A 23,176-nucleotide genomic window follows, 5' to 3' on the forward strand; every position below is an offset into this window, starting at 1 on the left:
TAGCCAGCACGTCATACGCCATCCATCATTACAAAAGACCTTAGACGAGAGCCGGCCATGAGTGAAGAGATCCTGATCAACATCACCCCGATGGAGTCACGCGTGGCGGTGGTGGAAAACGGGGTACTGCAGGAAGTGCACGTCGAGCGCACCCAGCGCCGTGGCATCGTCGGCAATATCTACAAGGGCAAGGTGGTGCGGGTGCTTCCGGGCATGCAGGCGGCCTTCGTCGACATCGGCCTGGAGCGCGCGGCGTTCATCCATGCGTCGGAAATTTCCCAGCGCGAAGGCTCGGCAGTAGAGAACATCACCGCCCTGGTGCACGAGGGCCAGGCACTGGTGGTGCAGGTGACCAAGGACCCGATCGGCACCAAGGGCGCGCGCCTGACCACCCAGCTGTCGATTCCGTCGCGCTACCTGGTGTACATGCCGCGCAGCAGCCATGTCGGTATTTCGCTGAAGATCGAGGACGAAGCCGAGCGGGACCGCCTCAAGCAGGTGGTCAGCAACTGCATGGACAGCGAGAACATCAAGGATGCCGGCGGTTTCATCCTGCGTACTGCCGCCGAAGGCGCGCGTGCCGAGGAGATCCTGCAGGACATCCGCTATCTGCGCCGCCTGTGGGAGCAGATCGGCACCCAGATCCAGACCTGCGGTGCGCCCACGGTCATCTACGAAGACCTCGGCCTGGCCCTGCGCACCCTGCGTGACCTGGTCAACCCGAAGATCGAGAAAATACGCATCGACTCGCGGGAAACCTTCCAGAAGACCACGCAGTTCGTCGGCGAACTGATGCCGGAAATTGCCGATCGCCTCGAACACTACCCTGGCGAGCGGCCGATCTTCGATCTGTACGGCGTCGAAGACGAGATCCAGCGTGCCCTGGAACGCAAGGTGCCGCTGAAGTCCGGTGGTTACCTGGTGGTCGACCCGGCCGAAGCGATGACCACCATCGACGTCAACACCGGTGCATTCGTCGGCCATCGCAACCTTGAGGAGACCATCTTCAAGACCAACCTCGAGGCTGCCACCGCCATTGCCCGGCAGCTGCGCCTGCGCAACATCGGCGGCATCATCATCATCGACTTTATCGACATGGAAGATGAAGAGCACCAGCGTCAGGTGCTGCGCACCCTGGAAAAGCAGCTGGAACGCGACCACGCCAAGACCAACATCATCGGTATTACCGAACTGGGCCTGGTGCAGATGACCCGCAAGCGCACGCGTGAAAGCCTTGAGCAGGTGCTGTGCGAGCCGTGCCCGGGCTGCCAGGGCCGCGGCAAGCTGAAAACCCCCGAGACCATCTGTTACGAAATTTTCCGCGAGATCCTCCGTGAGGCCCGTGCCTACCAGGCCGAAGGTTACCGTGTGCTGGCCAACCAGAAGGTGGTCGACCGCCTGCTGGATGAAGAATCCGGCAACGTGGCAGAGCTGGAAACCTTCATCGGGCGAACCATTCGCTTCCAGGTCGAGTCGATGTATTCGCAGGAACAATATGACGTGGTGCTGCTCTGAGGCTTCCTGACCTGCGCTGCGGCGGGTTCGGGCTGGCAAAACCGGCACCGCGGGCCATCATGGATATACGACTTGGAGGGCCATGGCCATGGGACGTCTGACCCGCGTTCTTGTCGCCTTGACCCGCTGGGGGCTGGGTATTTGCGCCCTGCTGGCGGTATTGGTGGCGCTGTATGTCAGCCTCGGCCGCGAACTGCTGCCACTGGTGGCCGAGTACCGCGCCGATGTGGAAAGCAAGGCTGGGCAGGCACTGGGCCTGCCAGTGCATGTCGGTGCCCTGGAGGGGCACTGGAGTGGGCTGGCGCCGGTGCTGCGGGTGCGCGACCTGCAATTGGGCGAGGGCGCCACGGCGCTACGTCTGGACGATGTCATGCTGGTGCCCGACGTGTGGGCCAGCCTCACTGCCCGCGAAGTGCGCCTGGCGCGCATCCGGCTGGGCGGCCTGCAGCTGATCCTGCGCGAAAACGAGCAGGGCGCCTGGCAGCTCGAAGGGCTGCCGAAGCAGGATGACGCGCCGCTCGACCCTGCCCAGTTGTTGCAGCGCATGCGCCAGCTGGGGCGCATCGATGTGTTCGACAGCCAGGTCACCCTGCGCCCTTGGCAGCGCGATCCGCTGACCCTTACCTATGTCAGCGCCGGCCTGCAGGCCGGCGCCTCGCGCCAGGCACTGGACCTGCGTGCGACATTGCCCGATGGCCAGCCGCTGGCGCTGAACCTGCGCAGCCGTGCGTCGGCCGAGGCGTGGCGTGAGGCCCAGGTCGAAGCCTACCTGAGCCTGCCGCAAAGTGACTGGGCACGCTGGTTGCCACCCAGCCTGCTGGGGCAGTGGCAGGCCAACGCCCTGCACGCCGGCGGCGAAATCTGGGTCGACTGGGGCAATGAGCAGTTGCAACGTGCCGTGGTGCGGCTCAATGCACCCGAGCTGCAGGGTGCCTATGCCGGGCGCAAGCCTGCCAAGCTCGCCAATCTGGCCCTGGGGGCGTGGTTCCAGCGCGAGGATAAGGGCTTCGACGTAGTGGTCGACTCGCTGGCCATGGATATCGGCAAGACCCGCTGGGAGTCGCACCTGCAGTTGCAGCAGCGCGCTGGCGAGAATGCAGCCGATGAAAGCTGGCGAGTGCAAGCCGACCGGCTCGACCTTACCCCCTTGACCCCGTTGATCAATGCCCTGGCGCCCTTGCCGGACAAGGTCATGGCAGTCGTCGATGGCCTGAACGTGACCGGGGCCTTGCGCAATGTGCGCCTGGAGGCGCGGCCCAAGGCTGAAGGTGACCAGCGGCTGCAGTTCGAAACCAACCTGGAGGCGGTCGGTTTCGACGCCTATCACGGGGCCCCGGCGGCGGGGAACGTCAGCGGCAGCATCAGCGGCGACCTGGGCCATGGCGAGCTGCGCCTGGACACCGATGCGTTCATGCTGCACTTGTACCCGATCTTCGCCAAACCCTGGCACTACCTGAAGGCCAATGCGCGGCTGACCTATGCCCTCGACAAGGACGGCTTCACCCTGGTCGCGCCCTACCTCAAGGTGCTGGGCGAGGAGGGCAAGATTGCCGGTGACTTCTTGATCCGCCTGCTGTTCGAGGAGGGTCGCGAAGACTACATGGACCTGCGCGTCGGCCTCACCGAGGGCGATGGCCGCTACACCGCCAAGTACCTGCCCGAAGTACTCAGCCCGGCCCTGGACGAATGGCTGCGCAGCGCCATCGTCAAAGGCACGGTGGACGAAGGCTACTTCCAGTACCAGGGCTCGCTGAACCATGGTGCCACGCCGGAAGCCCGCAGCATCAGCCTGTTCTTCAAGGTGCGGGACGCGGCCCTGGACTTCCAGCCTGGCTGGCCGCAGGTGCAGCATGTGGATGGCGACGTGTTCATCGAGGACAGCGGTGTGCGGGTCAAGGCCCAGCGTGGCGTGCTGCTGGACACCAAGGTCAGCGACGTCAATGTCGACATCCCCCACGCCGAGGGTGACCAGCACAGCCACCTGTACCTGGATGGCAACTTCGACGGCAGCCTGGGCGATGGCCTGAAGATTCTCAAGGAGGCGCCCATCGGCACCGGCGAGATCTTTGCCGGCTGGGAGGGCGAGGGGCCGCTCAAGGGCAAGGTCAAGCTCGATATCCCTCTGGCCCACGGGCAGCGACCCAAGGTGCAGGTGGATTTCGCCACCGCAGATGCGCGCCTCAAGGTGGCGCCGCCAACTCTTGAGTTGAGCCGCCTGAAGGGTGACTTCAAGTTCGATTTCGACAAGGGCCTGAGTGGCAAGGGGATCAGTCTGCAGGCGTTCGGCAAGCCTGTGACGGCGCAAATCACGGCCGAGGGGCAGGACGGGCCAATGCAGACGCGCATTGACGCCAATGGCCAGGTGTCGCTCAAGGCACTCACCGAATGGCTGCAGTTCAACCAGGCCCTGCCAGCGTCCGGCGACCTGCCCTATCAGCTGCAACTGAGCCTGGGCAGCCGCGACAACCGGCTGAGCGTCAACTCCAGCCTCAAGGGCCTGGCCATCGACTTGCCTGCGCCGTTCGGCAAGGCCGCAGCGGATACCCGTGACAGCCGTTTCAGCATGAGCCTGCAGGGGCCGGAGCGGCGCTTCGATGGCGCCTACGCCGACCTGGCCCGCTTCGCCTACGCCGCGCCATCAGACAAGCTGGCCCAGGGCCGTGGCGAACTGTTGCTGGGTACCGGTGACGCCCAGGTGCCGGCCGGGCAAGGCCTGCGTGTACGCGGGCACCTGGACGCGCTGGACCTGGCGCCCTGGCAGGAACAGGCGGCGCGCCTGGCCGGCGATGACCCGGGCGGCAGTGCACGGCAGAACCTGCAAAGCGTCGACCTGAGCATCGGCCAGCTGAAAGCCTTTGGCATGGACCTGAACCAGGCCGTGGTGCGCCTGGCCCGTGGCGGCTCGGCCTGGGACCTGCGGCTCGACAGCAAGGAAGTCATCGGCAATGCCCGGGTGCCCGATGCCAAGGGCGCGCCCATGGTCGTGCGCATGCAGACCTTGCGCCTGCCTGCCGCCACGCCTGCTGAAAAGCAGGCCGAGGACGGCCCGGATCCACTGGCCAGTTTCGACCCGCGCAAGGTGCCGGCACTGGATTTGAGCATCGACAAGCTGTACCGCGGTGATGACCTGTTCGGCAGCGCGTCGGTCAAACTGCGGCCGACCACCCGGGGTGTCACTGCCAGCGATATCGATCTCGACTTCAAGGGCCTGCGCATTGATGGCGGTGGTGGCTGGGAAGGCCAGGTGGGCGATACCAGCAGCTGGTACAAAGGGCGCCTGGACGGCAAGAACCTGGCAGACGTGCTCAAGGCCTGGGGCTTTGCGCCGACCGTGACCAGCCGTGACTTCCGCCTGGATGTGGATGGCCGGTGGCCGGGTTCGCCTGCTGCGGTGGGCCTCAAGCGCTTCTCCGGGAGCATGGACGCGGCACTGCGCAGTGGCCAGTTCGTCGAGGTAGAAGGCAGTGCCCAGGCCTTGCGGGTGTTCGGCCTGCTCAACTTCAACTCGATTGGCCGGCGCCTGCGCCTGGACTTCTCCGACCTGTTCGACAAAGGCCTGGCCTATGACCGGGTCAAGGGCCTGCTGGTGGCCAGCAATGGCGTCTACGTGACCCGCGAGCCGATCACCATGACCGGCCCTTCGAGCAGTTTCGAACTCGAAGGCACCCTGGACATGGTGCGTGACCGGGTCGCCGCCAACCTGCAGGTGAGCCTGCCGGTGACCAACAACCTGCCGCTGGCCGCGCTGATTGTCGGTGCCCCGGCCATCGGCGGGGCGTTGTTCCTGGTCGACCGGCTGATCGGTGACCGTGTATCGCGCTTTGCCAGCGTGAATTACCGTGTCGAAGGCCCGTGGAAAGAGCCTAGAATCACCTTTGTGAAACCTTTCGAGAAATCCCGCTAGGAGTGCCCATGAAGGCAGCGGTAATCCAGATGGTCAGCCAGGACGATGTGCTGGCCAACCTGCAGCGCGCCGCTGCCCTGCTGGAGCAGGCCGCGCTCGGAGGGGCGCGGCTGGCGGTGCTGCCGGAAAACTTCGCCGCCATGGGCCGCAAGGACGCCGCCGCCATAGGCCGCGCCGAAGCAATGGGTGACGGGCCGATCCTGCCATGGTTGAAACGCACTGCTCGCGACCTCAGGTTATGGATTGTCGCCGGCACCTTGCCATTGCCACCGGTCGGCCAGCCCGAGGCCAAGGCCCATGCCTGCTCGCTGCTGATCGACGAACACGGTGAGGTAGTGGCACGGTATGACAAGTTGCACCTGTTCGACGTGGACGTTACCGACAACCGTGGCCGCTACCGCGAGTCGGATGATTACGCCCATGGCGCCCAGGTGGTGGTGGCGCAAACACCGATTGGCAAGCTGGGGCTGAGCGTTTGCTACGACTTGCGCTTCCCCGAGCTGTACACCGCGCTGCGGGCCGCTGGGGCAGAGCTGATAACGGCCCCAGCTGCGTTTACCGCAGTGACGGGCGCGGCGCACTGGGACGTACTGGTGCGCGCCCGAGCTATCGAAACCCAGTGCTACCTGCTGGCTGCGGCGCAGGGCGGCACCCACCCTGGCCCACGGGAAACTCATGGCCATGCGGCGATTGTCGACCCCTGGGGGCGGATTGTCGCGCAACAGGCGCACGGCGAAGCGGTACTGCTTGCCGAGCGCAATACAGATGAACAAGCGTCCATCCGGGCGCGCATGCCGGTGGTATTGCACCGGCGCTTTTTCTCGCAGGACGCATTGCGGCCTGCGCACACCTCGGAGTGACTATGAGCCAGATGTTATCCACCGTCAGTGAGCAGCTCCTGGCCCCAGGCGGCTTGACCCTGGACAGCCTGCAGAGCGTGCTGGGTGAGTTGGCCGGCCCCGGCATCGATGCCGCTGACCTGTACTTCCAGGGCCAGATCTCGGAAACCTGGGCGCTGGAAGACGGTATTGTCAAAGAGGGCAGTTTCAACCTCGATCAAGGCGTGGGCGTGCGTGCCCAGTCCGGTGAAAAGACCGGTTTCGCCTACAGCAATGCGATCAACCTCGAAGCTCTGACCTCGGCGGCCCGCGCTGCCCGGTCGATTTCCCGTGCGGGGCAGAACGGCAGTGTGCAGGCATTCCGTAGCCAGGAAGTGCCCGCGCTGTATGCCGCCGACAACCCGCTCGATGTACTCAGCCGTGCCGAGAAGGTAGAACTGCTCAAGCGTGTCGATGTCGCCACCCGTGCCCTGGACCCCCGCATCCAGCAGGTCAGCGTAAGCATGGCCGGGGTCTGGGAGCGCATCCTGATCGCTGCGGCGGACGGCAGCCTGGCCGCCGACGTGCGCCCGCTGGTGCGCTTCAACGTGAGCGTCATCGTCGAGCAGAATGGCCGTCGCGAGCGCGGCGGGCAGGGCGGTGGCGGGCGTACCGATTACCGGTTTTTCACCGAAGAACGGGTAATGGGCTATGCCCGTGAGGCGCTGCGCCAGGCCCTGGTGAACCTGGAGGCAATCCCTGCACCTGCCGGTACCTTGCCTGTAGTGCTCGGCTCTGGCTGGTCGGGGGTGCTGCTGCACGAGGCCGTCGGCCACGGCCTGGAAGGCGACTTCAACCGCAAGGGCAGTTCGGCATTCAGCGGCCGCATTGGCGAGAAAGTGGCATCGAGCCTGTGCACCATCGTCGACGATGGCACCCTCGAGGGCCGCCGTGGCTCGCTGAGCGTGGACGACGAAGGCACCCCGACCGAGTGCACCACGCTGATCGAGAACGGCGTGCTCAAGGGCTACATGCAGGACAAGCTCAACGCCCGCCTGATGGGCATGGCGGTCACCGGCAACGGCCGGCGTGAGTCCTACGCGCACCTGCCGATGCCGCGCATGACCAACACCTACATGCGTGCTGGCGAAAGCGACCCGCAGGAAATCATCGCGTCAGTGAAGAAAGGCATCTACTGCGCCAACCTCGGGGGTGGCCAGGTGGACATCACCAGCGGCAAGTTCGTGTTCTCGACCAGTGAGGCTTACCTGATCGAAGACGGCAAGATTACCGCACCGGTAAAAGGCGCGACCCTGATCGGCAATGGCCCGGAGGCGATGAGCCGGGTGTCGATGGTGGGCAACGACCTGGCGCTGGACAGCGGGGTAGGGACTTGCGGCAAGGACGGGCAGTCGGTCCCGGTCGGGGTAGGGCAGCCAACCTTGAAGCTGGATGCGATTACCGTGGGCGGTACCGGGGCTTGATGGCGGCGCGGGCCTGTGGGGTGGGCAAGCCCAAGCCCACAGGCCGCTGTGCGATCAGCGCAAGCCGCGCTGCATCTCGTCGAGGTCGCGGATGTACTTGAACATCTTGCGTGCGGCGGCGGGCGGCTTGTTCCGCGCCTTCTCGTGCTGGGCATGGCGCACCAGCGAGCGCAGCTGCTGGCGGTCGGTGTCGGGGTATTCTTTGACGAAGCGCTCGAGGTCTTCGTCGTTACCGTCGATCAGCCGGTCGCGCCAGCGCTCCAGGCCGTGGAAACGCTCGTTGTACTGGCGGCTCGAACTGTCCATCTGCTCGAGCAGGGCGTGGATGGCTTCCAGGTCCTGCACGCGCATCAGCTTGCCGACGAACGACATGTGGCGTTTGCGGGCACCGTGAGCGGTGTGCTTGCTGGCCTCGGCCAAGGCCTTGCGCAGCTCGTCGGTCAACGGCAGGCGGGCGAGGGTATCGGCCTTGAGCGTAGTCAGGCGCTCACCGAGTTCGACCAGCTCATGCAGTTCGCGCTTGATCTGGGTTTTGCTTTTTTCGCCGTCGAAGGCGTCGTCGTTTGAATCAACCATGGTGGCAGTCCGCTAGAAATCGCCGCCATGATAACCAGTCGGGGGCCGCTTGTCCGGCCCGGTCGTAGAATGACCCTCGCCGAACGCAGAATTTGAGTGGAGAGAACCATGAGTGCAGTCCAGAGCGTAGGTCCCAAGGACCTGCCAGCATTGCAGGAGCAGGTCGAGGCGATCATCGCCGAAGCGCGCCGCCAGGGGGCCAGTGCCTGCGAAGTGGCGGTGTCACTGGAGCAGGGCCTGTCCACCACGGTACGCCAGCGTGAGGTCGAAACGGTCGAGTTCAACCGCGACCAAGGCTTTGGCATCACCCTGTATGTCGGCCAGCGCAAAGGCTCGGCCAGCACTTCGGCCAGTGGCCCGGAAGCGATCCGCGAAACCGTCGCCGCTGCCTTGGCGATTGCCAAGCACACCTCCGAGGACGAATGCTCGGGCCTGGCCGACGCGGCGCTGATGGCCCGTGAAATCCCCGACCTGGACCTGTATCACGACTGGGACATCGAGCCCGAGAAGGCCATCGAGATGGCCCTCGCCTGCGAAGCGGCGGCGTTCGATGCCGACCCGCGCATCCTCAACGCGGACGGCACTACCCTCAATACCCACCAGGGCTGCCGCGTGTATGGCAACAGCCACGGTTTCATCGGTGCCTACGCCTCGACCCGGCACAGCCTCAGCTGCGTGATGATTGCCGAAGGCGACGGCCAGATGCAGCGTGACTACTGGTACGACGTGAACCGCCAGGGCGACCTGCTGGCCGACCCGCGTAGCATTGGCGTGCGCGCGGCCCAGCGTGCCGCCAGCCGCCTGGGCGCCCGCCCGGTACCCACGTGCGAGGTGCCGGTACTGTTTTCTGCCGAGCTCGCCGGTGGCTTGTTCGGCAGCTTCCTGTCGGCCATTTCCGGCGGCAACCTGTACCGTAAATCGTCGTTCCTGGAGGGTACCATTGGCCAGCGCCTGTTCCCCACCTGGCTGACCCTGGACGAGCGCCCGCACATCCCTCGCGCACTCGGCAGCGCTGCGTTCGACGGTGATGGCCTGGCCACCTATGCCAAACCGTTCGTCGACAAAGGCGAGCTGGTGTCGTACCTGTTGGGTACCTATTCCGGGCGCAAGCTGGGGTTGCCAAGCACGGCCAACTCGGGCGGCGTGCACAACTTGTTCGTCAGCCATGGCGTGGAAGACCAGGCAGCGCTGATCCGCCGCATGGGCCGCGGGCTGTTAGTGACAGAGCTGATGGGTCACGGGCTGAACATGGTGACGGGTGACTACTCCCGTGGTGCAGCAGGGTTCTGGGTCGAGAATGGCGAGATCCAGCACGCAGTGCAGGAAGTCACCATTGCCGGCAATATGAAGGACATGTTCCAGCAGATTGTGGCGATTGGCAGTGATCTTGAAACTCGTAGCAATATTCATACTGGCTCGGTGCTTATCGAGCGGATGACGGTTGCAGGAAGCTGATCTTCAGCAAACCTGCCAAGACCCGGCCCTCGCGCCGGGTTTTTTTTCACCACGTTTTTCTTGAAGTGATTCTGTTTATCACTTAATAATGAATATCATTACCCAGTAGCCCGGCGATGATGTTCATGAAACCCGTCCTCCGCGAACTCCCCTACCTGGAAAACTGGCGCTGGCTCAGCCGTCGCATCCGATGCGCCCTCGAACCCGACGAGCCGCGCCTGATCGAGCACTACCTGGCCGAAGGCCGCTACCTGGTGTGCTGCACCGACACCTCGCCATGGACGGTGGCGCTGACATCCTTCCGCCTGCTGCTGGATACCGCCTGCGACCGCATGCTGCCCTGGCATTGGCGCTGCCTGTGCCTTGACCAGGCCTGGCGCCCTTTGCTGGACCTGCGCAACCTCGACCGCCAGGAAAACAACCAGCGCTGGCAGCCCTATGCCCTGCAATTGGCCAGTTGCCGCCTGCTGCCGTCGATTTCTCCCGATGAACTGATGCAAGGATTTGATGATGAGTGATACCCGTATCGAGCGTGACAGCATGGGTGAACTGCAGGTGCCGGCCCAGGCCCTGTACGGCGCCCAGACCCAGCGCGCGGTCGACAACTTCCCGATCAGCGGCCAGCGCATGCCGGCCCAGTTCATTCGTGCGCTGTTGCTGGCCAAGGCTGCCGCGGCCAAGGCCAACGTCGAGCTGGAGCAACTGTCGGCTGCGCAGGGCCTGGCCATCGTCAAGGCCGTGGAGCAACTGCTGGCGGGCGACTTCATCCAGCACTTCCCGGTGGACGTGTTCCAGACAGGTTCCGGCACCAGCTCGAACATGAACGCCAACGAAGTCATCGCCACCCTGGCAACCCGCGTGCTGGGTGAGACGGTCAACGCCAATGACCACGTCAACTGTGGCCAGAGCAGCAACGACATCATCCCGACCACCATCCATGTCAGCGCCGCGCTGGCCCTGCACGAGCAGTTGTTGCCGGCCCTGGCCCACCTGGTACAGGTGATCGAGACCAAGTCGGCGCAAGTGCATCGGTATGTGAAGACCGGTCGTACGCACTTGATGGACGCCATGCCGGTACGCATGAGCCAGGTACTGGATGGCTGGGCAGCGCAAATCAACGGCGCCAAAGCGCATATCGAAGCCACTTTGCCGAGCCTGCAGACGTTGGCCCAGGGCGGCACAGCCGTGGGTACCGGCATCAACGCCCACCCGCAGTTCGCAGCCGGTTTTGCCCGTCAACTCAGCGGCCTGAGCAAGGTCGAGTTCACCCCCGGGCAGAACCTGTTCGCCCTGATCGGCTCGCAGGACACCGCCGTGGCCCTGTCCGGCCAGCTCAAGACCACCGCCGTGGCGCTGATGAAGATCGCCAACGACCTGCGCTGGATGAACTCCGGCCCACTGGCCGGTCTGGGCGAAATCGAGCTGCAAGGCCTGCAGCCGGGCTCGTCGATCATGCCAGGCAAGGTCAACCCGGTGATTCCGGAGGCCACCGCCATGGTTGCCGCCCAGGTGATCGGCAACGACGCAACCATCGCCATCGCCGGCCAGTCAGGCAACTTCGAGCTGAACGTGATGCTGCCGGTCATCGCCCGCAACCTGCTGGAAAGCATCGAGCTGATGGCCAACGTCAGTCGGCTGCTGGCCGACAAGGCCATCGCCAGCTTCAAGGTCAATGAAGGCAAGCTCAAGGAAGCCTTGGCCCGCAACCCGATCCTGGTCACCGCGCTGAACCCGATCATTGGCTACCTGAAGGCCGCTGAAATCGCCAAGACCGCCTACAAGCAGGGCCGCCCGGTCATTGATGTGGCGCTGGAGCACACTGACCTGTCGCGCGCCCAGCTGGAAGCGCTGCTGGATCCGGAAAAACTCACCGCCGGCGGCATCTGACCGGGCGTCAATGCCCGCAGGAGAAACGTCATGCAGTACTGGAAACGCACCACCGAAATCGCCAACCGCCTGTTTGAACAAGGCCAGCTGGTGGATGCCCGGGAACACTACCTGCAAGCCCTGGCGCTGGCCCAGGTGCTGTTCGAGCGCTGGAATGACGTGGACGAGGCGGTGGCCGCTTTCGTCATTGCCCACCACAACCTCGCCGACCTGCATCTGCGCCTTAACCAGCCACACGAAAGCGCCGACTACCTCTGCGCGGCTCACCAGCGGCTGCTTCAGGCCAGTCAGGAAGCGCGTTTGCCCCAGGGCCTGCGCGATGCGGCCCTGCGCCACAGCGGGCGCACCTACACCGAATTGCTGAGTTTCATCGCCGAGTATGGCCAGTACCCGCGTACCGCGCGCCTGCTCAACCGTCACAGCGCCGGGGCCAGCGCCGTTGCTGCCCAAGCACAAACGGCGCCCAGCCCCCATACCTACGGAATCCACTGACATGCCCCACACCTTGCCTGCATTGCCTTACGCCTACGATGCGCTGGAACCGCACATCGATGCTCAAACCATGGAAATTCACCACACCAAGCACCACCAGACCTACGTCAACGGCCTCAACGCCGCCATCGAAGGCACCGAATGGGCTGAATGGCCGGTCGAGAAACTGGTCGGCGCGGTCAAGCAACTGCCGGAAAACCTGCGCGGCGCGGTGACCAACCATGGTGGCGGCCACGCCAACCACAGCCTGTTCTGGCGGGTGATGTCGCCAGAGGGCGGCGGCGAACCGCACGGTCAGGTGGCACAAGCCATCGGCGCGCAGCTGGGCGGCTTCGACGCGTTCAAGGACGCCTTCACAAAAGCTGCGCTGACTCGCTTCGGCAGCGGCTGGGCCTGGCTCAGCGTGACCCCGCAGAAAACCCTCGTGGTTGAGAGCAGCGGCAACCAGGACAGCCCGCTGATGCACGGCAACACCCCGATCCTTGGCCTGGACGTGTGGGAACACGCCTACTACCTCAAGTACCAGAACCGTCGCCCGGAATACATCGGTGCCTTCTACAACGTCATTGACTGGGCGGAAGTGGAACGTCGCTATGTCGAAGCCTTGAAGTGAGTCTGACCGGTATGCGCTCTGAGGTGATGTCTGTCAGCAGTGTGCGCCTGTTCCGTCTGGCGCTCGGGACTGTGCTATTGCTGGCCGGCACCGCGCTGCTGGTGGCGCGGGGCCTCGCCTGGCTCGACCTGGAACCCCGCATGCTGCGCGCCCTGGAGGGCGGAGCACTGTGCGCGTTGGGTACGGCACTGGGCGCGGTACCGGTACTGATCATTCGCAACATGCCGGTGGCGCTGGCTGACACGCTGCTGGGCTTTGGTGCCGGGGTGATGCTGGCGGCCACGGCGTTTTCCTTGATAATCCCAGGGCTGGATGCGGCGCAGAACATTGGTTTCAGCCCCTGGGGTGCAGGTGGGCTGATCAGCTTCGGCCTGATGTTCGGCGCCTTGTGCCTGTTCCTGATCGACCTCAAGGTTTCCGGTGCATCGCCCGAGGCGCTGGTCGGTACGGAAAACCAGCCGGTGATTGCCGCACGCATCTGGTTGTTCGTGATTGCCATCATTGCTCACAATATCCCTGAAGGCATGGCCATTGGCGTGTCGGCGGGTGGTGGCATGCCCGATGCCGACAGCCTGGCCATGGGCATCGCCTTGCAGGACGTTCCCGAAGGCCTGGTGATCGCACTGGTGCTGGCTGGCGCGGGCATGCCGCGTTTCAAGGCTTTTCTCATCGGCGCGGCCTCTGGCCTGGTCGAGCCGGTGGCCGCAGTGATCTGTGCGTGGCTGGTGAACGTCGCCGAACTGCTGCTGCCGTTGGGCCTGGCCTGCGCCGCGGGGGCAATGCTGCTGGTAGTGACCCAGGAAATCATCCCCGAATCGCGCAGCAACGGCCATCACCGCCTGGCCAGCCTGGGGCTGTGCATAGGCTTCTGCCTGATGATGGTGATGGATACGGCGATGTCCTGATCCAGCCTGCCGGAAGGTTGACGCTGAGCCTGTAGGAGCGGCCTTGTGTCGCGATGGGGCGCGCAGCGGCCCCAAGATTTCAGCAGCGATGCACAGATTGCAGGGGCTGCTTTGCGACCCTTTCGCGACATAAGGCCGCTCCTACAAGGGTGGCCTTGCTAGCCACGTAGTTATTCGCCTTCGTCGAAGAAGTTGTTGATCAGCTCGACCAGCGCGTCCATGGCGTCGTTGTCCTGGTCACCTTCGGTATGCAGGTGCACCTGAGTGCCCTTGCCGGCCGCGAGCATCATCACCGCCATGATGCTCTTGCCGTCCACCAGTTTGTCCGGCGCACGGCCAACCCGCACCTGGCAGGGAAAACGGCCGGCAACGCCGACGAACTTGGCTGCCGCCCGGGCATGCAAACCCAGCTTGTTGATGATGGTGATTTCACGGGCGGGCATGGTGGGGCGGATCCTTGGGCTAGAGGTCGCGGTGGCGGACCTGGACGTTTTTCAGGGATTTCTGCAGCAACTGGCCAAGGCGTTCGGTGATGTACACCGAGCGGTGGTGGCCACCCGTGCAGCCGATGGCGATGGTCACATAAGCGCGATTGCTGGCGGCGAAACGGGGCAGCCACTTGAACAGGTAGCTGGAAATGTCGTTGAACATTTCTTCGACATCGGGCTGTGCAGCCAGGTAGTCGACCACCGGCTGATCAAGGCCGGAGTGCTCGCGCAGCTCGGGCTTCCAGTAGGGGTTGGGCAGGCAGCGTACATCGAACACCAGGTCGGCATCGACCGGCATCCCGCGCTTGAAGCCGAACGACTCGACCAGGAACGCCGTGCCGGGCTCGGGTTGGTTGAGCAGGCGCAGCTTGATCGAGTCCCGCAACTGGTACAGGTTGAGGTTGGTGGTGTCGATCTTGAGGTCGGCCAGGTCTGCAATCGGCCCCAGCAAATCGCTTTCGACGCGGATGGCTTCGGCGAGCGAGCGGTCGGCGTTGGTCAGCGGGTGGCGTCGGCGGGTTTCCGAGAAACGCTTGAGCAGCACCTCTTCGTCGGCATCCAGGTACAGCACGTCGCACTGGATGTGCCGGGCACGGGCTTCTTCAAGCAGTTCCGGGAAGCGCGTCAGGTGGCTGGGCAGGTTGCGTGCGTCAATAGACACGGCCACCTTGGGTTGCAGCAATTCGGTATTGATCAGTGCGTTTTCCGCCAGCTGCGGCAGCAGCCCGGCGGGCAGGTTGTCAATACAGTAGAAACCGTTGTCTTCCAGGACATCGAGGGCGGTGCTCTTGCCGGAGCCGGACCGGCCGCTGACGATGATCAGGCGCATGTTCAGTGCTCGTTCTGTACGTCCAGGACAACCTGGAACAGGGCGTCACTGCTGGTGGCCGCACGCAGGCGATCACGGACCTCCTTGCGATCGAGCATGCTGGCAATCTGGCGCAGCAGTTCCAGGTGGGCATCGGTGGCGGCTTCAGGCACCAGCAGGACGAACAGCAGGTCCACCGGCGCGCCATCGATGGCGTCGTAATCGATAGGGGCTTCCAGGTGCAGCAGGGCGCTGACCGGTGCCGAGCATCCTTCAAGCCGGCAGTGCGGGATGGCAATGCCATTGCCGAAACCGGTCGACCCGAGTTTTTCCCGGGCGACCAGTTTTTCGAAGACGTCTTGCATCTCCAGTTCTGGCACTTGATCGGCGATGACGTTGGCGACCTTTTCAAGGGCGCGCTTCTTGCTGCCGCCCGGCACGTTCACAAGTGAACGGCCGGGGGTCAGGATGGTTTCAAGTCGGATCATGGATGAGGGGGATCAGCGGGCAGCTGCACCTTGCAGCAGGCTTTGCTGTTTTTCCTTGTGTTTTTTCAATTGGCGGTCGAGCTTGTCGGCCATGGCGTCGATCGCTGCATACATGTCTTGGTCTTCGGCATTGGCAACCACCTCGCCGCCAGGAATCTGCAGGGTCGCTTCGACTTTCTGCTGCAGCTTCTCGACTTTCAGGATGACCTGGGCGTTGGTGATCTTGTCAAAGTGCCCCTCCACGCGAGCCAGCTTTTCAAGCACGTACTCACGCAGTGGTTCGGTGACTTCTACATGGTGTCCACTGATGTTGACTTGCATACAGCTTCTCCTTTGTTGCCCGTGCATAAAGAGGCAGGTCTTGCACCTGCCCCAGAAACGCTGTGGCACATCCCAGGGGCTACATCAGTCGCTTGCGCTCGCTCGACGGTGCGATGCCGAGAGACTCGCGGTACTTGGCGACGGTGCGACGGGCTACCTGGATGCCTTGTGCCTCCAGTAAACCAGCGATCTTGCTGTCACTCAATGGCTTTTTCTGATTTTCCGCCGCAACCAGTTTCTTGATGATCGCGCGAATCGCCGTGGACGAGCATTCTCCGCCTTCGGAGGTGCTGACGTGGCTGGAGAAAAAGTATTTCAGTTCGTAGATGCCACGCGGCGTGTGCATGTATTTCTGCGTGGTCACCCGCGAAATGGTCGACTCGTGCATGCCCACCGCTTCGGCGATGTCATGCAGCACCAACGGCTTCATGGCTTCATCGCCGTGGTCGAGGAAACCACGCTGGTGTTCGACGATTTGCGTGGCAACCTTCATCAGGGTTTCGTTGCGGCTTTGCAGGCTCTTGATGAACCAGCGCGCCTCCTGCAGCTGGTTGCGCATGAAGGTGTTGTCGGCGCTGGTGTCGGCGCGGCGCACGAAGCCTGCGTATTGCGGGTTGACGCGCAGGCGCGGGATGGCCTCCTGGTTCAGTTCGACCAGCCAGCGCTCGCTGTCCTTGCGCACGATCACGTCGGGCACCACGTATTCAGGCTCGCTGGACTCGATCTGCGAACCAGGCCGCGGGTTGAGGCTTTGCACCAGCTCGATGACCTGGCGCAGCTCGTCTTCCTTGATTTTCATGCGCCGCATAAGCTGGCTGTAGTCACGGCTGCCGAGCAGGTCGATGAAGTCGCTGACCAGGCGCTTGGCTTCGGTCATCCACGGCGTGCTGGCGGGCAGTTGGCGCAGTTGCAGCAACAGACACTCGCCGAGGTTGCGGGCGCCGACGCCGGCTGGCTCGAACTGCTGGATGCGGTGCAGTACCGCTTCGACTTCGTCCAGCTCGATGTCCAGCTCCGGGTCGAACCCGGCGCAGATCTCCTCGAGAGTGTCTTCCAGGTAGCCCTGGCCGTTGATGCTGTCGATCAGGGTGACGGCGATCAGGCGATCGGTGTCGGACATCGGCGCCAGGTTGAGCTGCCACAGCAGGTGGCTTTGCAGGCTTTCGCCGACAGAGGTGCGGGTAGTGAAGTCCCACTCGTCGTCATCGTTGCTCGGCAGGCTGCTGGCGCTGGTCTGGTAGATGTCTTCCCAGGCGGTGTCGACCGGAAGCTCGTTGGGGATGCGTTCGCTCCACTCACCTTCTTCCGGGTTGTCGACAGTGACGGTGCTTTCCTGGAAGTTGTTGTCCTGGGCTTCGGCAGTCGGCTTGTTCTCGGCGTTATCCGCCATCGGGTCGCCGTTGTCGAAGTCCTCGCCGTCTTCCTGACGTTCGAGCATCGGGTTCGACTCCAGCGCTTCCTGGATTTCCTGTTGGAGGTCCAGGGTGGAAAGCTGGAGCAAGCGGATGGCCTGTTGCAACTGCGGTGTCATCGTCAGTTGCTGGCCCATTTTTAGGACGAGCGATGGTTTCATGGCAGGGGCTTAATACCTTGTTCGCCGGCGCGCATGCGCCATCCACTACACGAGGGCGCCGGGGCGCCAGATCAAGCAAGTTTTATGCCTTAAATTGTAGCGTTTGCCTAGAGCACCGTAACAACTTTACCCCCGGTTGCAGGGCTGTCTGGCGGTGCTCCAGGCGCGTTCCGGGGTCAGAGCCGGAACTCGTGACCCAGGTAGACTTCCTTGACCAGTTCGTTGGCCAGAATGGTTTCGGCATCACCTTCGGCGATCAGCCGGCCATCGTTGACGATATAGGCGGTTTCGCAGATATCCAGTGTCTCGCGCACGTTGTGGTCGGTGATCAGCACACCGATACCCTTGGCCTTGAGGTGGTGGATGATCTGCTTGATGTCGCCGACCGAGATCGGGTCGACGCCGGCGAACGGTTCGTCCAGCAGGATGAATTTGGGTGCGGTCGCCAGGGCGCGGGCAATTTCCACCCGGCGGCGCTCACCGCCGGACAGGCTCATGCCGAGGTTGTCGCGGATATGGCTGATATGGAATTCCTGCAGCAGGCTTTCCAGCTCTTTGCGCCGGCCGTCGCGGTCGAGGTCCTTGCGGGTCTCGAGGATGGCCATGATGTTGTCCGCCACCGACAGCTTGCGGAAGATCGAGGCTTCCTGCGGCAGGTAGCCGATACCGGCGCGTGCGCGACCGTGCATGGGCTGGTGGCTGACGTCGAGGTTGTCGATCAGCACGCGCCCCTGTTCGGCCTGGACCAGGCCGACGATCATGTAGAAGCAGGTGGTCTTGCCGGCGCCGTTGGGGCCGAGCAGGCCGACGATCTGGCCGCTGTCGATCGACAGGCTGACATCACGCACGACCTGCCGCCCCTTGTAGCTCTTGGCCAGGTGCTGGGCTTTGAGGGTTGCCATTTACTCGGCCTTCTTCTTGGGCTGGATCACCATGTCGATACGCTGACGTGGCTGGGTCACATTGCCACCGCGCCCGGCAGTCGCCACCTGGCTCTTGGTGTTGTAGACGATCTTCTCGCCTTCGGTGGTGTTGCCCTCGTTCTCGACCTTGGCGCGGTCGGTGAGGATCACGGTGTCTTTTTGCGCCTGGTACTGGATGGTGACTGCCCAGCCTTTCATCTTGTCGGGCTTGGCAGCACTCTGTTGCTGCTCGAAGTAGGCCAGGTTGCCAACCGAGGTGACGACGTCGATGTCGCCATTGCTCGCGCGGGTCATGGTCACCGTGTTGCCTTTGATCATCATCGAGCCTTGGGTAATGATCACGTCACCGGTATAGGTGGCCACACCCTGCTTGTCATCCAGGTGTGCGTTGTCGGCCTGGATGCGAATAGGCTGATCACGGTCATTCGGCAGGGCGAAGGCGCTCGCGGTTCCCAGTGCTGCGCTCAGGCTGAGCAAAAGGGGGAGGGTTTTAACGAGCCTCATACTGTCCTCTTACGTTAGAGAGCAGGTCCATCCTGCCTTCTTTCAAATAGGCTTTCATGCCCTTGCCCGTGGTTGTCCCACCGGCGCCGTCGATTCTAACGGCTTGCTCGGTCTGAGCATATTGCTTCTGTGGAAATACGGTCATGCGCGAACTGGTAATAATCGTTTCGCGTTGCTTCTCGTCGGTGCGTGCCACACGTACCTTGTCGATCAGTTCGACCTCGGTACCGTCCGGATTCACCTCGGCGCGCACGCTTTGTACGTGCCACGGGTATTCGGTGCCGCGGTACAGGCGCAGGTCCGGGGTGGTCACCAGGGTGATTTCGCTGGCCTTTACATGCTCGACCTTGTCGGCGGTCATTTCGTACTGCAGCTTGCCGTCAGGCAGGAACTGCACACTGTGCGCGTTGATCGCATAGTAGTCGATGGCGCTTTCGTCGACCTGGGCCACCGGCTGGTCGAGGAAGCTTTCCGGGCTGACATTCCAGTAACCGATGGCTGCCAGTACGGCGGCGATCACCGTCAGCAGCGCGATATTGCGGAGTTTCTTGCTGAACATGGGCAGCCTTACAGGTAGTTGGCGTTGGCAGCGTCCAGGGTGCCCTGGGCCTGCATGATCAGTTCGCAGAACTCGCGGGCGGCACCTTCGCCGCCGCGAGCCTGGGTCACGCCATGGGCGTGCTGGCGAACAAACGGCGCGGCGCTGGCTACCGCCATGCCCAGGCCTACCCGGCGAATCACCGGCAGGTCGGGCAGGTCATCGCCAAGGTAGGCGACCTGTTCATAGCTTAGGCCCAGTTCGGCGAGCAGGCCGTCGAGTACCACCAATTTGTCTTCGCGGCCCTGGAAAAGGTGCGGGATGCCGAGGTTGCTGGCCCGGCGTTCGACCACCGGGGTCTTGCGGCCGCTGATGATCGCGGTGGTTACGCCCGAGGCCATGAGCATCTTGATGCCCTGGCCGTCGAGGGTGTTGAAGGTCTTGAATTCGCTGCCGTCCTCGAGGAAGTACAGGCGGCCATCGGTCAGTACGCCATCGACGTCGAACACCGCGAGTTTGATGGCCTTGCCACGTTGCATCAGGTTCTGGCTCATTCCATCGCTCCTTACAGCACGCCGGCGCGCAGCAGGTCGTGCATGTTGAGGGCGCCGGTCGGTCGGTCTTCGTGGTCCACGACCACCAGCGCGTTGATCTTGTGGTCTTCCATTATTTTCAAGGCCTCGGCGGCGAGCATCTCCGCGCGGGCGGTCTTGCCATGCACCGTCATCACCTGGTCGATCAGGGTGGTGTGCACATCGATGTTGCGGTCCAGGCTGCGGCGCAGGTCGCCGTCGGTGAAAATCCCGGCCAGCTTGCCGTCAGCTTCGACGACCACGGTCATGCCGAGGCCCTTGCGGGACATTTCCACCAGCGCATCCTTCAGCAGGGTGCCGCGCTGCACCTGAGGCAATTCACCCCCGGCGTGCATGACGTTCTCGACCTTGAGCAGCAAGCGCCGCCCAAGTGCGCCGCCAGGGTGCGAGAAGGCGAAGTCTTCTGCGGTGAAGCCGCGCGCCTCCAGCAGGGCGATGGCCAGGGCGTCGCCCAGTACCAGTGCTGCGGTGGTGGAGGAGGTGGGCGCCAGGTTCAACGGGCAGGCCTCCTGCGCGACCCTGGCATCGAGGTTGACATCCGCTGCCTGGGCCAGGGTGGAGTCCGGGTTGCCGGTCAGGCTGATCAGCTTGATGCCCAGGCGCTTGATCAGCGGCACCAGGGTGACGATCTCGGCGGTGCTGCCGGAGTTCGACAGCGCCAGGATGATATCGTTGCCGGTGATCATGCCCATGTCGCCATGGCTGGCTTCGGCAGGGTGCACGAAGAACGCCGGTGTGCCAGTGCTGGCCAGGGTGGCGGCGATCTTGTTGCCGATGTGCCCGGATTTGCCCATGCCCAGCACCACGACCCTGCCCTCGCTAGCCAGGATGATTTCGCAGGCTTTGACAAAGTGTTGGTCGATGCGCGCCAGCAGGCCCTCGACGGCCTCGAGTTCCAGGCGCACGGTGCGCTGGGCGGATTGAATCAGCTCGCTGGATTGGCTCATGTCGAAAACGCAGTGCCTGATGAAAAGGCGGCGATTATAGCCGCAATGGAAGAAACCCTCACGCTTTCGATTGCCGTGAAGAATGTCAGGCCAGCCTGTCGCAGCGCTGAACGACTCGTTGCCCGCCCTTGGGGCGGCGCTGTCAGCGGTGCTATAGTTCGCCGCTATTCGGCCTGTCAGGGGTGCGTGTGCCTTCCAGATGGAGGCCGGCGTCCATTAGGACGAGGCTGCACTAGCAAGGAGTCTAGATGAGTGTGGATAGCGCCTACGCGGTCGAGTTGAAGGGGGTTACCTTCAAACGTGGTTCGCGCAGCATTTTCAGCAACGTCGACATTCGCATCCCGCGCGGCAAGGTCACCGGCATCATGGGGCCATCGGGTTGCGGCAAGACCACGTTGCTCCGGTTGATGGGCGCCCAGTTGCGCCCGTCCAGCGGTGAGGTATGGGTTGCCGGGCAGAACCTGCCGACCCTGTCGCGCAGCGATCTGTTCGATGCCCGCAAGCACATGGGTGTGCTGTTCCAGAGCGGTGCGCTGTTCACCGACCTCGATGTCTTCGAGAACGTCGCGTTCCCGCTGCGCGTGCATACCCAGCTGTCGGACGAAATGATCCGGGACATCGTGTTGATGAAACTGCAGGCCGTCGGCCTGCGCGGCGCCATCGACCTGATGCCTGACGAGCTTTCCGGTGGCATGAAGCGCCGGGTGGCGCTGGCCCGGGCAATTGCCCTGGACCCGCAGATCCTCATGTACGACGAACCGTTCGTCGGCCAGGACCCGATCGCAATGGGCGTGCTGGTGCGGCTGATTCGCCTGCTCAACGATGCCCTGGGCATCACCAGCATCGTCGTTTCGCATGACCTGGCGGAAACCGCCAGCATTGCCGACTACATCTACGTGGTGGGTGACGGCCAGGTGCTGGGCCAGGGTACGCCTGACGAGCTGATGGGCTCGGATAACCCGCGTATCCGCCAGTTCATGAAGGGTGACCCGGATGGCCCGGTACCTTTCCACTTTCCTGCGCCTGACTACCGCGCCGACCTGCTGGGGGCGCGTTGATGCGCAGAAAATCCTTACTCGAACGTGTCCGCCTGCTGGGCCGCTCGGCAATCGACGTGCTGGCAGTGCTGGGGCGTTCCTGCCTGTTCCTGTTCCATGCGCTGGTCGGGCGTGGCGGCATTGGTGGTGGCTTCCAGCTGCTGACCAGGCAGCTGTATTCGGTTGGTGTGCTGTCGCTGGCGATCGTCGTCGTGTCCGGGGTGTTCATCGGCATGGTGCTGGCGCTGCAGGGCTACAGCATCCTGACCAAGTACGGCTCGGAGCAGGCGGTAGGGCAGATGGTGGCCCTGACCCTGCTGCGTGAGCTTGGCCCGGTGGTGACGGCGTTGCTGTTCGCCGGCCGTGCGGGGTCTGCGCTGACCGCCGAAATCGGCAACATGAAGTCCACCGAGCAGCTGTCGAGCCTGGAAATGATCGGCGTCGACCCGCTCAAGTACATCGTCGCGCCCCGCCTGTGGGCCGGTTTCATCTCGCTGCCGCTGCTGGCGCTGATCTTCAGCGTGGTCGGTATCTGGGGTGGCTCGTGGGTGGCCGTGGACTGGCTGGGCGTCTACGAGGGTTCGTTCTGGGCCAACATGCAGAACAGTGTTTCGTTTACCGACGACGTGCTCAACGGGCTGCTCAAGAGCCTGGTGTTCGCCTTCGTCACGACCTGGATCGCCGTATTCCAGGGGTACGACTGTGAGCCCACCTCAGAAGGGATCAGCCGTGCCACCACCAAGACCGTGGTCTATGCCTCGTTGGCAGTGCTGGGTCTGGACTTTATTCTGACCGCCTTGATGTTTGGAGATTTCTGATGCAAAACCGCACCCTGGAAATCGGTGTCGGCCTGTTCCTCCTGGCCGGGATCCTGGCGCTGCTGCTGCTGGCCCTGCGTGTCAGCGGGCTGTCGGCCAGCCCGAGCAGCGATACCTATAAAGTTTATGCCTACTTCGACAATATCGCCGGTTTGACGGTCAGAGCTAAAGTGACCATGGCCGGTGTGACCATCGGCAAGGTCACCGCCATCGATCTGGACCGTGATTCCTACACCGGTCGGGTAACCCTGCAGCTGGACAAGTCGGTTGACAACCTGCCGACCGACTCCACTGCCTCGATCCTGACCGCCGGCTTGCTTGGCGAAAAGTACATCGGCATCAGCGTGGGCGGCGAAGACGAAGTGCTCAAGGACGGTGCGACCATCCACGACACCCAGTCGGCACTGGTGCTGGAAGATCTGATTGGCAAGTTCTTGCTCAACTCTGTTGGCAAGGAACCGAAAGAAGCGCAACCGGCTAATTAAGGAG

The 23,176-nt window shown here is 63.4% G+C and carries 24 protein-coding genes; 13 read left to right on the forward strand and 11 right to left on the reverse strand.

What is annotated here, in order from left to right; translation table 11 throughout:
- The first annotated feature begins 57 nt into the window (after positions 1-57).
- From rng to tldD, 4 genes are all read left to right on the forward strand, one after another.
- The gene (rng, locus tag AC5O5I_RS04365; protein ID WP_172219013.1) at positions 58-1,515 is read left to right on the forward strand and encodes a ribonuclease G; all 1,458 of its coding nucleotides are present in this window, start codon (positions 58-60) and stop codon (positions 1,513-1,515) included.
- An 82-nt stretch (positions 1,516-1,597) separates the two neighbouring features.
- A complete protein-coding gene (locus tag AC5O5I_RS04370) occupies positions 1,598-5,419 on the forward strand; it encodes a YhdP family protein (RefSeq protein WP_494512122.1) in 3,822 nt (1,273 codons plus the stop codon).
- Between the two features lie 8 nt (positions 5,420-5,427).
- Positions 5,428-6,279: a carbon-nitrogen hydrolase family protein gene (locus AC5O5I_RS04375; RefSeq protein ID WP_172286870.1), complete on the forward strand. Its 852-nt coding sequence runs from the start codon at positions 5,428-5,430 to the stop codon at positions 6,277-6,279.
- Positions 6,280-6,281: 2 nt separating this feature from the next.
- Positions 6,282-7,721: a metalloprotease TldD gene (tldD, locus tag AC5O5I_RS04380; protein WP_172286871.1), complete on the forward strand. Its 1,440-nt coding sequence runs from the start codon at positions 6,282-6,284 to the stop codon at positions 7,719-7,721.
- A 54-nt stretch (positions 7,722-7,775) separates the two neighbouring features.
- Here tldD and yjgA read toward each other — a convergent pair whose 3' ends face one another.
- Positions 7,776-8,297: a ribosome biogenesis factor YjgA gene (gene yjgA / locus AC5O5I_RS04385; RefSeq protein ID WP_172230296.1), complete on the reverse strand. Its 522-nt coding sequence runs from the start codon at positions 8,295-8,297 to the stop codon at positions 7,776-7,778.
- A gap of 108 nt (positions 8,298-8,405) precedes the next feature.
- Between yjgA and pmbA the strand changes: the two genes are divergently transcribed.
- The 6 genes from pmbA (at position 8,406) to AC5O5I_RS04415 (ending at position 13,649) form a co-directional block, all read left to right on the forward strand.
- Positions 8,406-9,752, forward strand: coding sequence for a metalloprotease PmbA (pmbA, locus tag AC5O5I_RS04390; RefSeq protein ID WP_172230299.1), 1,347 nt, complete (start codon positions 8,406-8,408; stop codon positions 9,750-9,752).
- 116 nt (positions 9,753-9,868) lie between these two features.
- A complete protein-coding gene (locus AC5O5I_RS04395) occupies positions 9,869-10,270 on the forward strand; it encodes a FagA protein (protein ID WP_172286872.1) in 402 nt (133 codons plus the stop codon).
- The gene (locus tag AC5O5I_RS04400) at positions 10,263-11,639 is read left to right on the forward strand and encodes a class II fumarate hydratase (RefSeq protein ID WP_494512123.1); all 1,377 of its coding nucleotides are present in this window, start codon (positions 10,263-10,265) and stop codon (positions 11,637-11,639) included. Before AC5O5I_RS04395 ends, AC5O5I_RS04400 begins: the two co-directional genes overlap by 8 nt.
- 30 nt (positions 11,640-11,669) lie before the next feature.
- The gene (locus AC5O5I_RS04405) at positions 11,670-12,131 is read left to right on the forward strand and encodes a DUF2753 family protein (protein ID WP_172230308.1); all 462 of its coding nucleotides are present in this window, start codon (positions 11,670-11,672) and stop codon (positions 12,129-12,131) included.
- A gap of 1 nt (position 12,132) precedes the next feature.
- A complete protein-coding gene (locus AC5O5I_RS04410) occupies positions 12,133-12,744 on the forward strand; it encodes a superoxide dismutase (RefSeq protein ID WP_172286874.1) in 612 nt (203 codons plus the stop codon).
- Between the two features lie 11 nt (positions 12,745-12,755).
- The gene (locus tag AC5O5I_RS04415; protein WP_172230317.1) at positions 12,756-13,649 is read left to right on the forward strand and encodes a ZIP family metal transporter; all 894 of its coding nucleotides are present in this window, start codon (positions 12,756-12,758) and stop codon (positions 13,647-13,649) included.
- 170 nt (positions 13,650-13,819) lie between these two features.
- On the opposite strand, the gene AC5O5I_RS04420 is transcribed toward AC5O5I_RS04415, so the two are convergent.
- The 10 genes from AC5O5I_RS04420 to AC5O5I_RS04465 all read right to left on the reverse strand — a co-directional run bounded on the left by AC5O5I_RS04420 (position 13,820) and on the right by AC5O5I_RS04465 (position 20,832).
- A complete protein-coding gene (locus AC5O5I_RS04420) occupies positions 13,820-14,092 on the reverse strand; it encodes an HPr family phosphocarrier protein (protein ID WP_086979053.1) in 273 nt (90 codons plus the stop codon).
- 19 nt (positions 14,093-14,111) lie between these two features.
- Complete coding sequence (rapZ, locus tag AC5O5I_RS04425; protein WP_494512124.1) at positions 14,112-14,966, reverse strand: RNase adapter RapZ; 855 nt, start codon at positions 14,964-14,966, stop codon at positions 14,112-14,114.
- A 2-nt stretch (positions 14,967-14,968) separates the two neighbouring features.
- Complete coding sequence (gene ptsN / locus AC5O5I_RS04430) at positions 14,969-15,433, reverse strand: PTS IIA-like nitrogen regulatory protein PtsN (RefSeq protein WP_172232865.1); 465 nt, start codon at positions 15,431-15,433, stop codon at positions 14,969-14,971.
- A gap of 12 nt (positions 15,434-15,445) precedes the next feature.
- Positions 15,446-15,754, reverse strand: coding sequence for a ribosome hibernation-promoting factor, HPF/YfiA family (gene hpf / locus AC5O5I_RS04435; protein WP_172232868.1), 309 nt, complete (start codon positions 15,752-15,754; stop codon positions 15,446-15,448).
- A gap of 79 nt (positions 15,755-15,833) precedes the next feature.
- Positions 15,834-17,327: an RNA polymerase factor sigma-54 gene (locus AC5O5I_RS04440; RefSeq protein WP_494512125.1), complete on the reverse strand. Its 1,494-nt coding sequence runs from the start codon at positions 17,325-17,327 to the stop codon at positions 15,834-15,836.
- A 176-nt stretch (positions 17,328-17,503) separates the two neighbouring features.
- Complete coding sequence (gene lptB / locus AC5O5I_RS04445) at positions 17,504-18,229, reverse strand: LPS export ABC transporter ATP-binding protein (protein ID WP_010952146.1); 726 nt, start codon at positions 18,227-18,229, stop codon at positions 17,504-17,506.
- Positions 18,230-18,754, reverse strand: a complete 525-nt coding sequence (gene lptA / locus AC5O5I_RS04450) for a lipopolysaccharide transport periplasmic protein LptA (protein ID WP_172219174.1) — start codon at positions 18,752-18,754, stop codon at positions 18,230-18,232.
- On the reverse strand, positions 18,741-19,313 hold the full coding sequence (gene lptC, locus AC5O5I_RS04455) for an LPS export ABC transporter periplasmic protein LptC (protein WP_494512126.1): 573 nt from the start codon (positions 19,311-19,313) through the stop codon (positions 18,741-18,743). The genes lptA and lptC overlap by 14 nt, the downstream gene beginning before the upstream one ends.
- Positions 19,314-19,321: 8 nt before the next feature.
- Positions 19,322-19,846: a KdsC family phosphatase gene (locus tag AC5O5I_RS04460; protein WP_172219178.1), complete on the reverse strand. Its 525-nt coding sequence runs from the start codon at positions 19,844-19,846 to the stop codon at positions 19,322-19,324.
- Between the two features lie 11 nt (positions 19,847-19,857).
- On the reverse strand, positions 19,858-20,832 hold the full coding sequence (locus AC5O5I_RS04465; protein ID WP_494512127.1) for a KpsF/GutQ family sugar-phosphate isomerase: 975 nt from the start codon (positions 20,830-20,832) through the stop codon (positions 19,858-19,860).
- Positions 20,833-21,080: 248 nt separating this feature from the next.
- Here AC5O5I_RS04465 and AC5O5I_RS04470 point away from each other — a divergent pair, with 248 nt between their 5' ends.
- The 3 genes from AC5O5I_RS04470 to mlaD are packed head-to-tail and all read left to right on the forward strand — an operon-like array spanning position 21,081 to position 23,172.
- Positions 21,081-21,890, forward strand: coding sequence for an ATP-binding cassette domain-containing protein (locus AC5O5I_RS04470; protein ID WP_172219182.1), 810 nt, complete (start codon positions 21,081-21,083; stop codon positions 21,888-21,890).
- Complete coding sequence (mlaE, locus tag AC5O5I_RS04475) at positions 21,890-22,687, forward strand: lipid asymmetry maintenance ABC transporter permease subunit MlaE (protein WP_172219184.1); 798 nt, start codon at positions 21,890-21,892, stop codon at positions 22,685-22,687. The genes AC5O5I_RS04470 and mlaE overlap by 1 nt, the downstream gene beginning before the upstream one ends.
- Entirely contained in the window at positions 22,687-23,172 is a 486-nt protein-coding gene (gene mlaD / locus AC5O5I_RS04480; RefSeq protein WP_010952152.1) for an outer membrane lipid asymmetry maintenance protein MlaD, read from the forward strand. The genes mlaE and mlaD overlap by 1 nt, the downstream gene beginning before the upstream one ends.
- Positions 23,173-23,176: the final 4 nt, after the last annotated feature.

It is taken from the genome of Pseudomonas sp. 9_2_1, assembly GCF_059295275.1.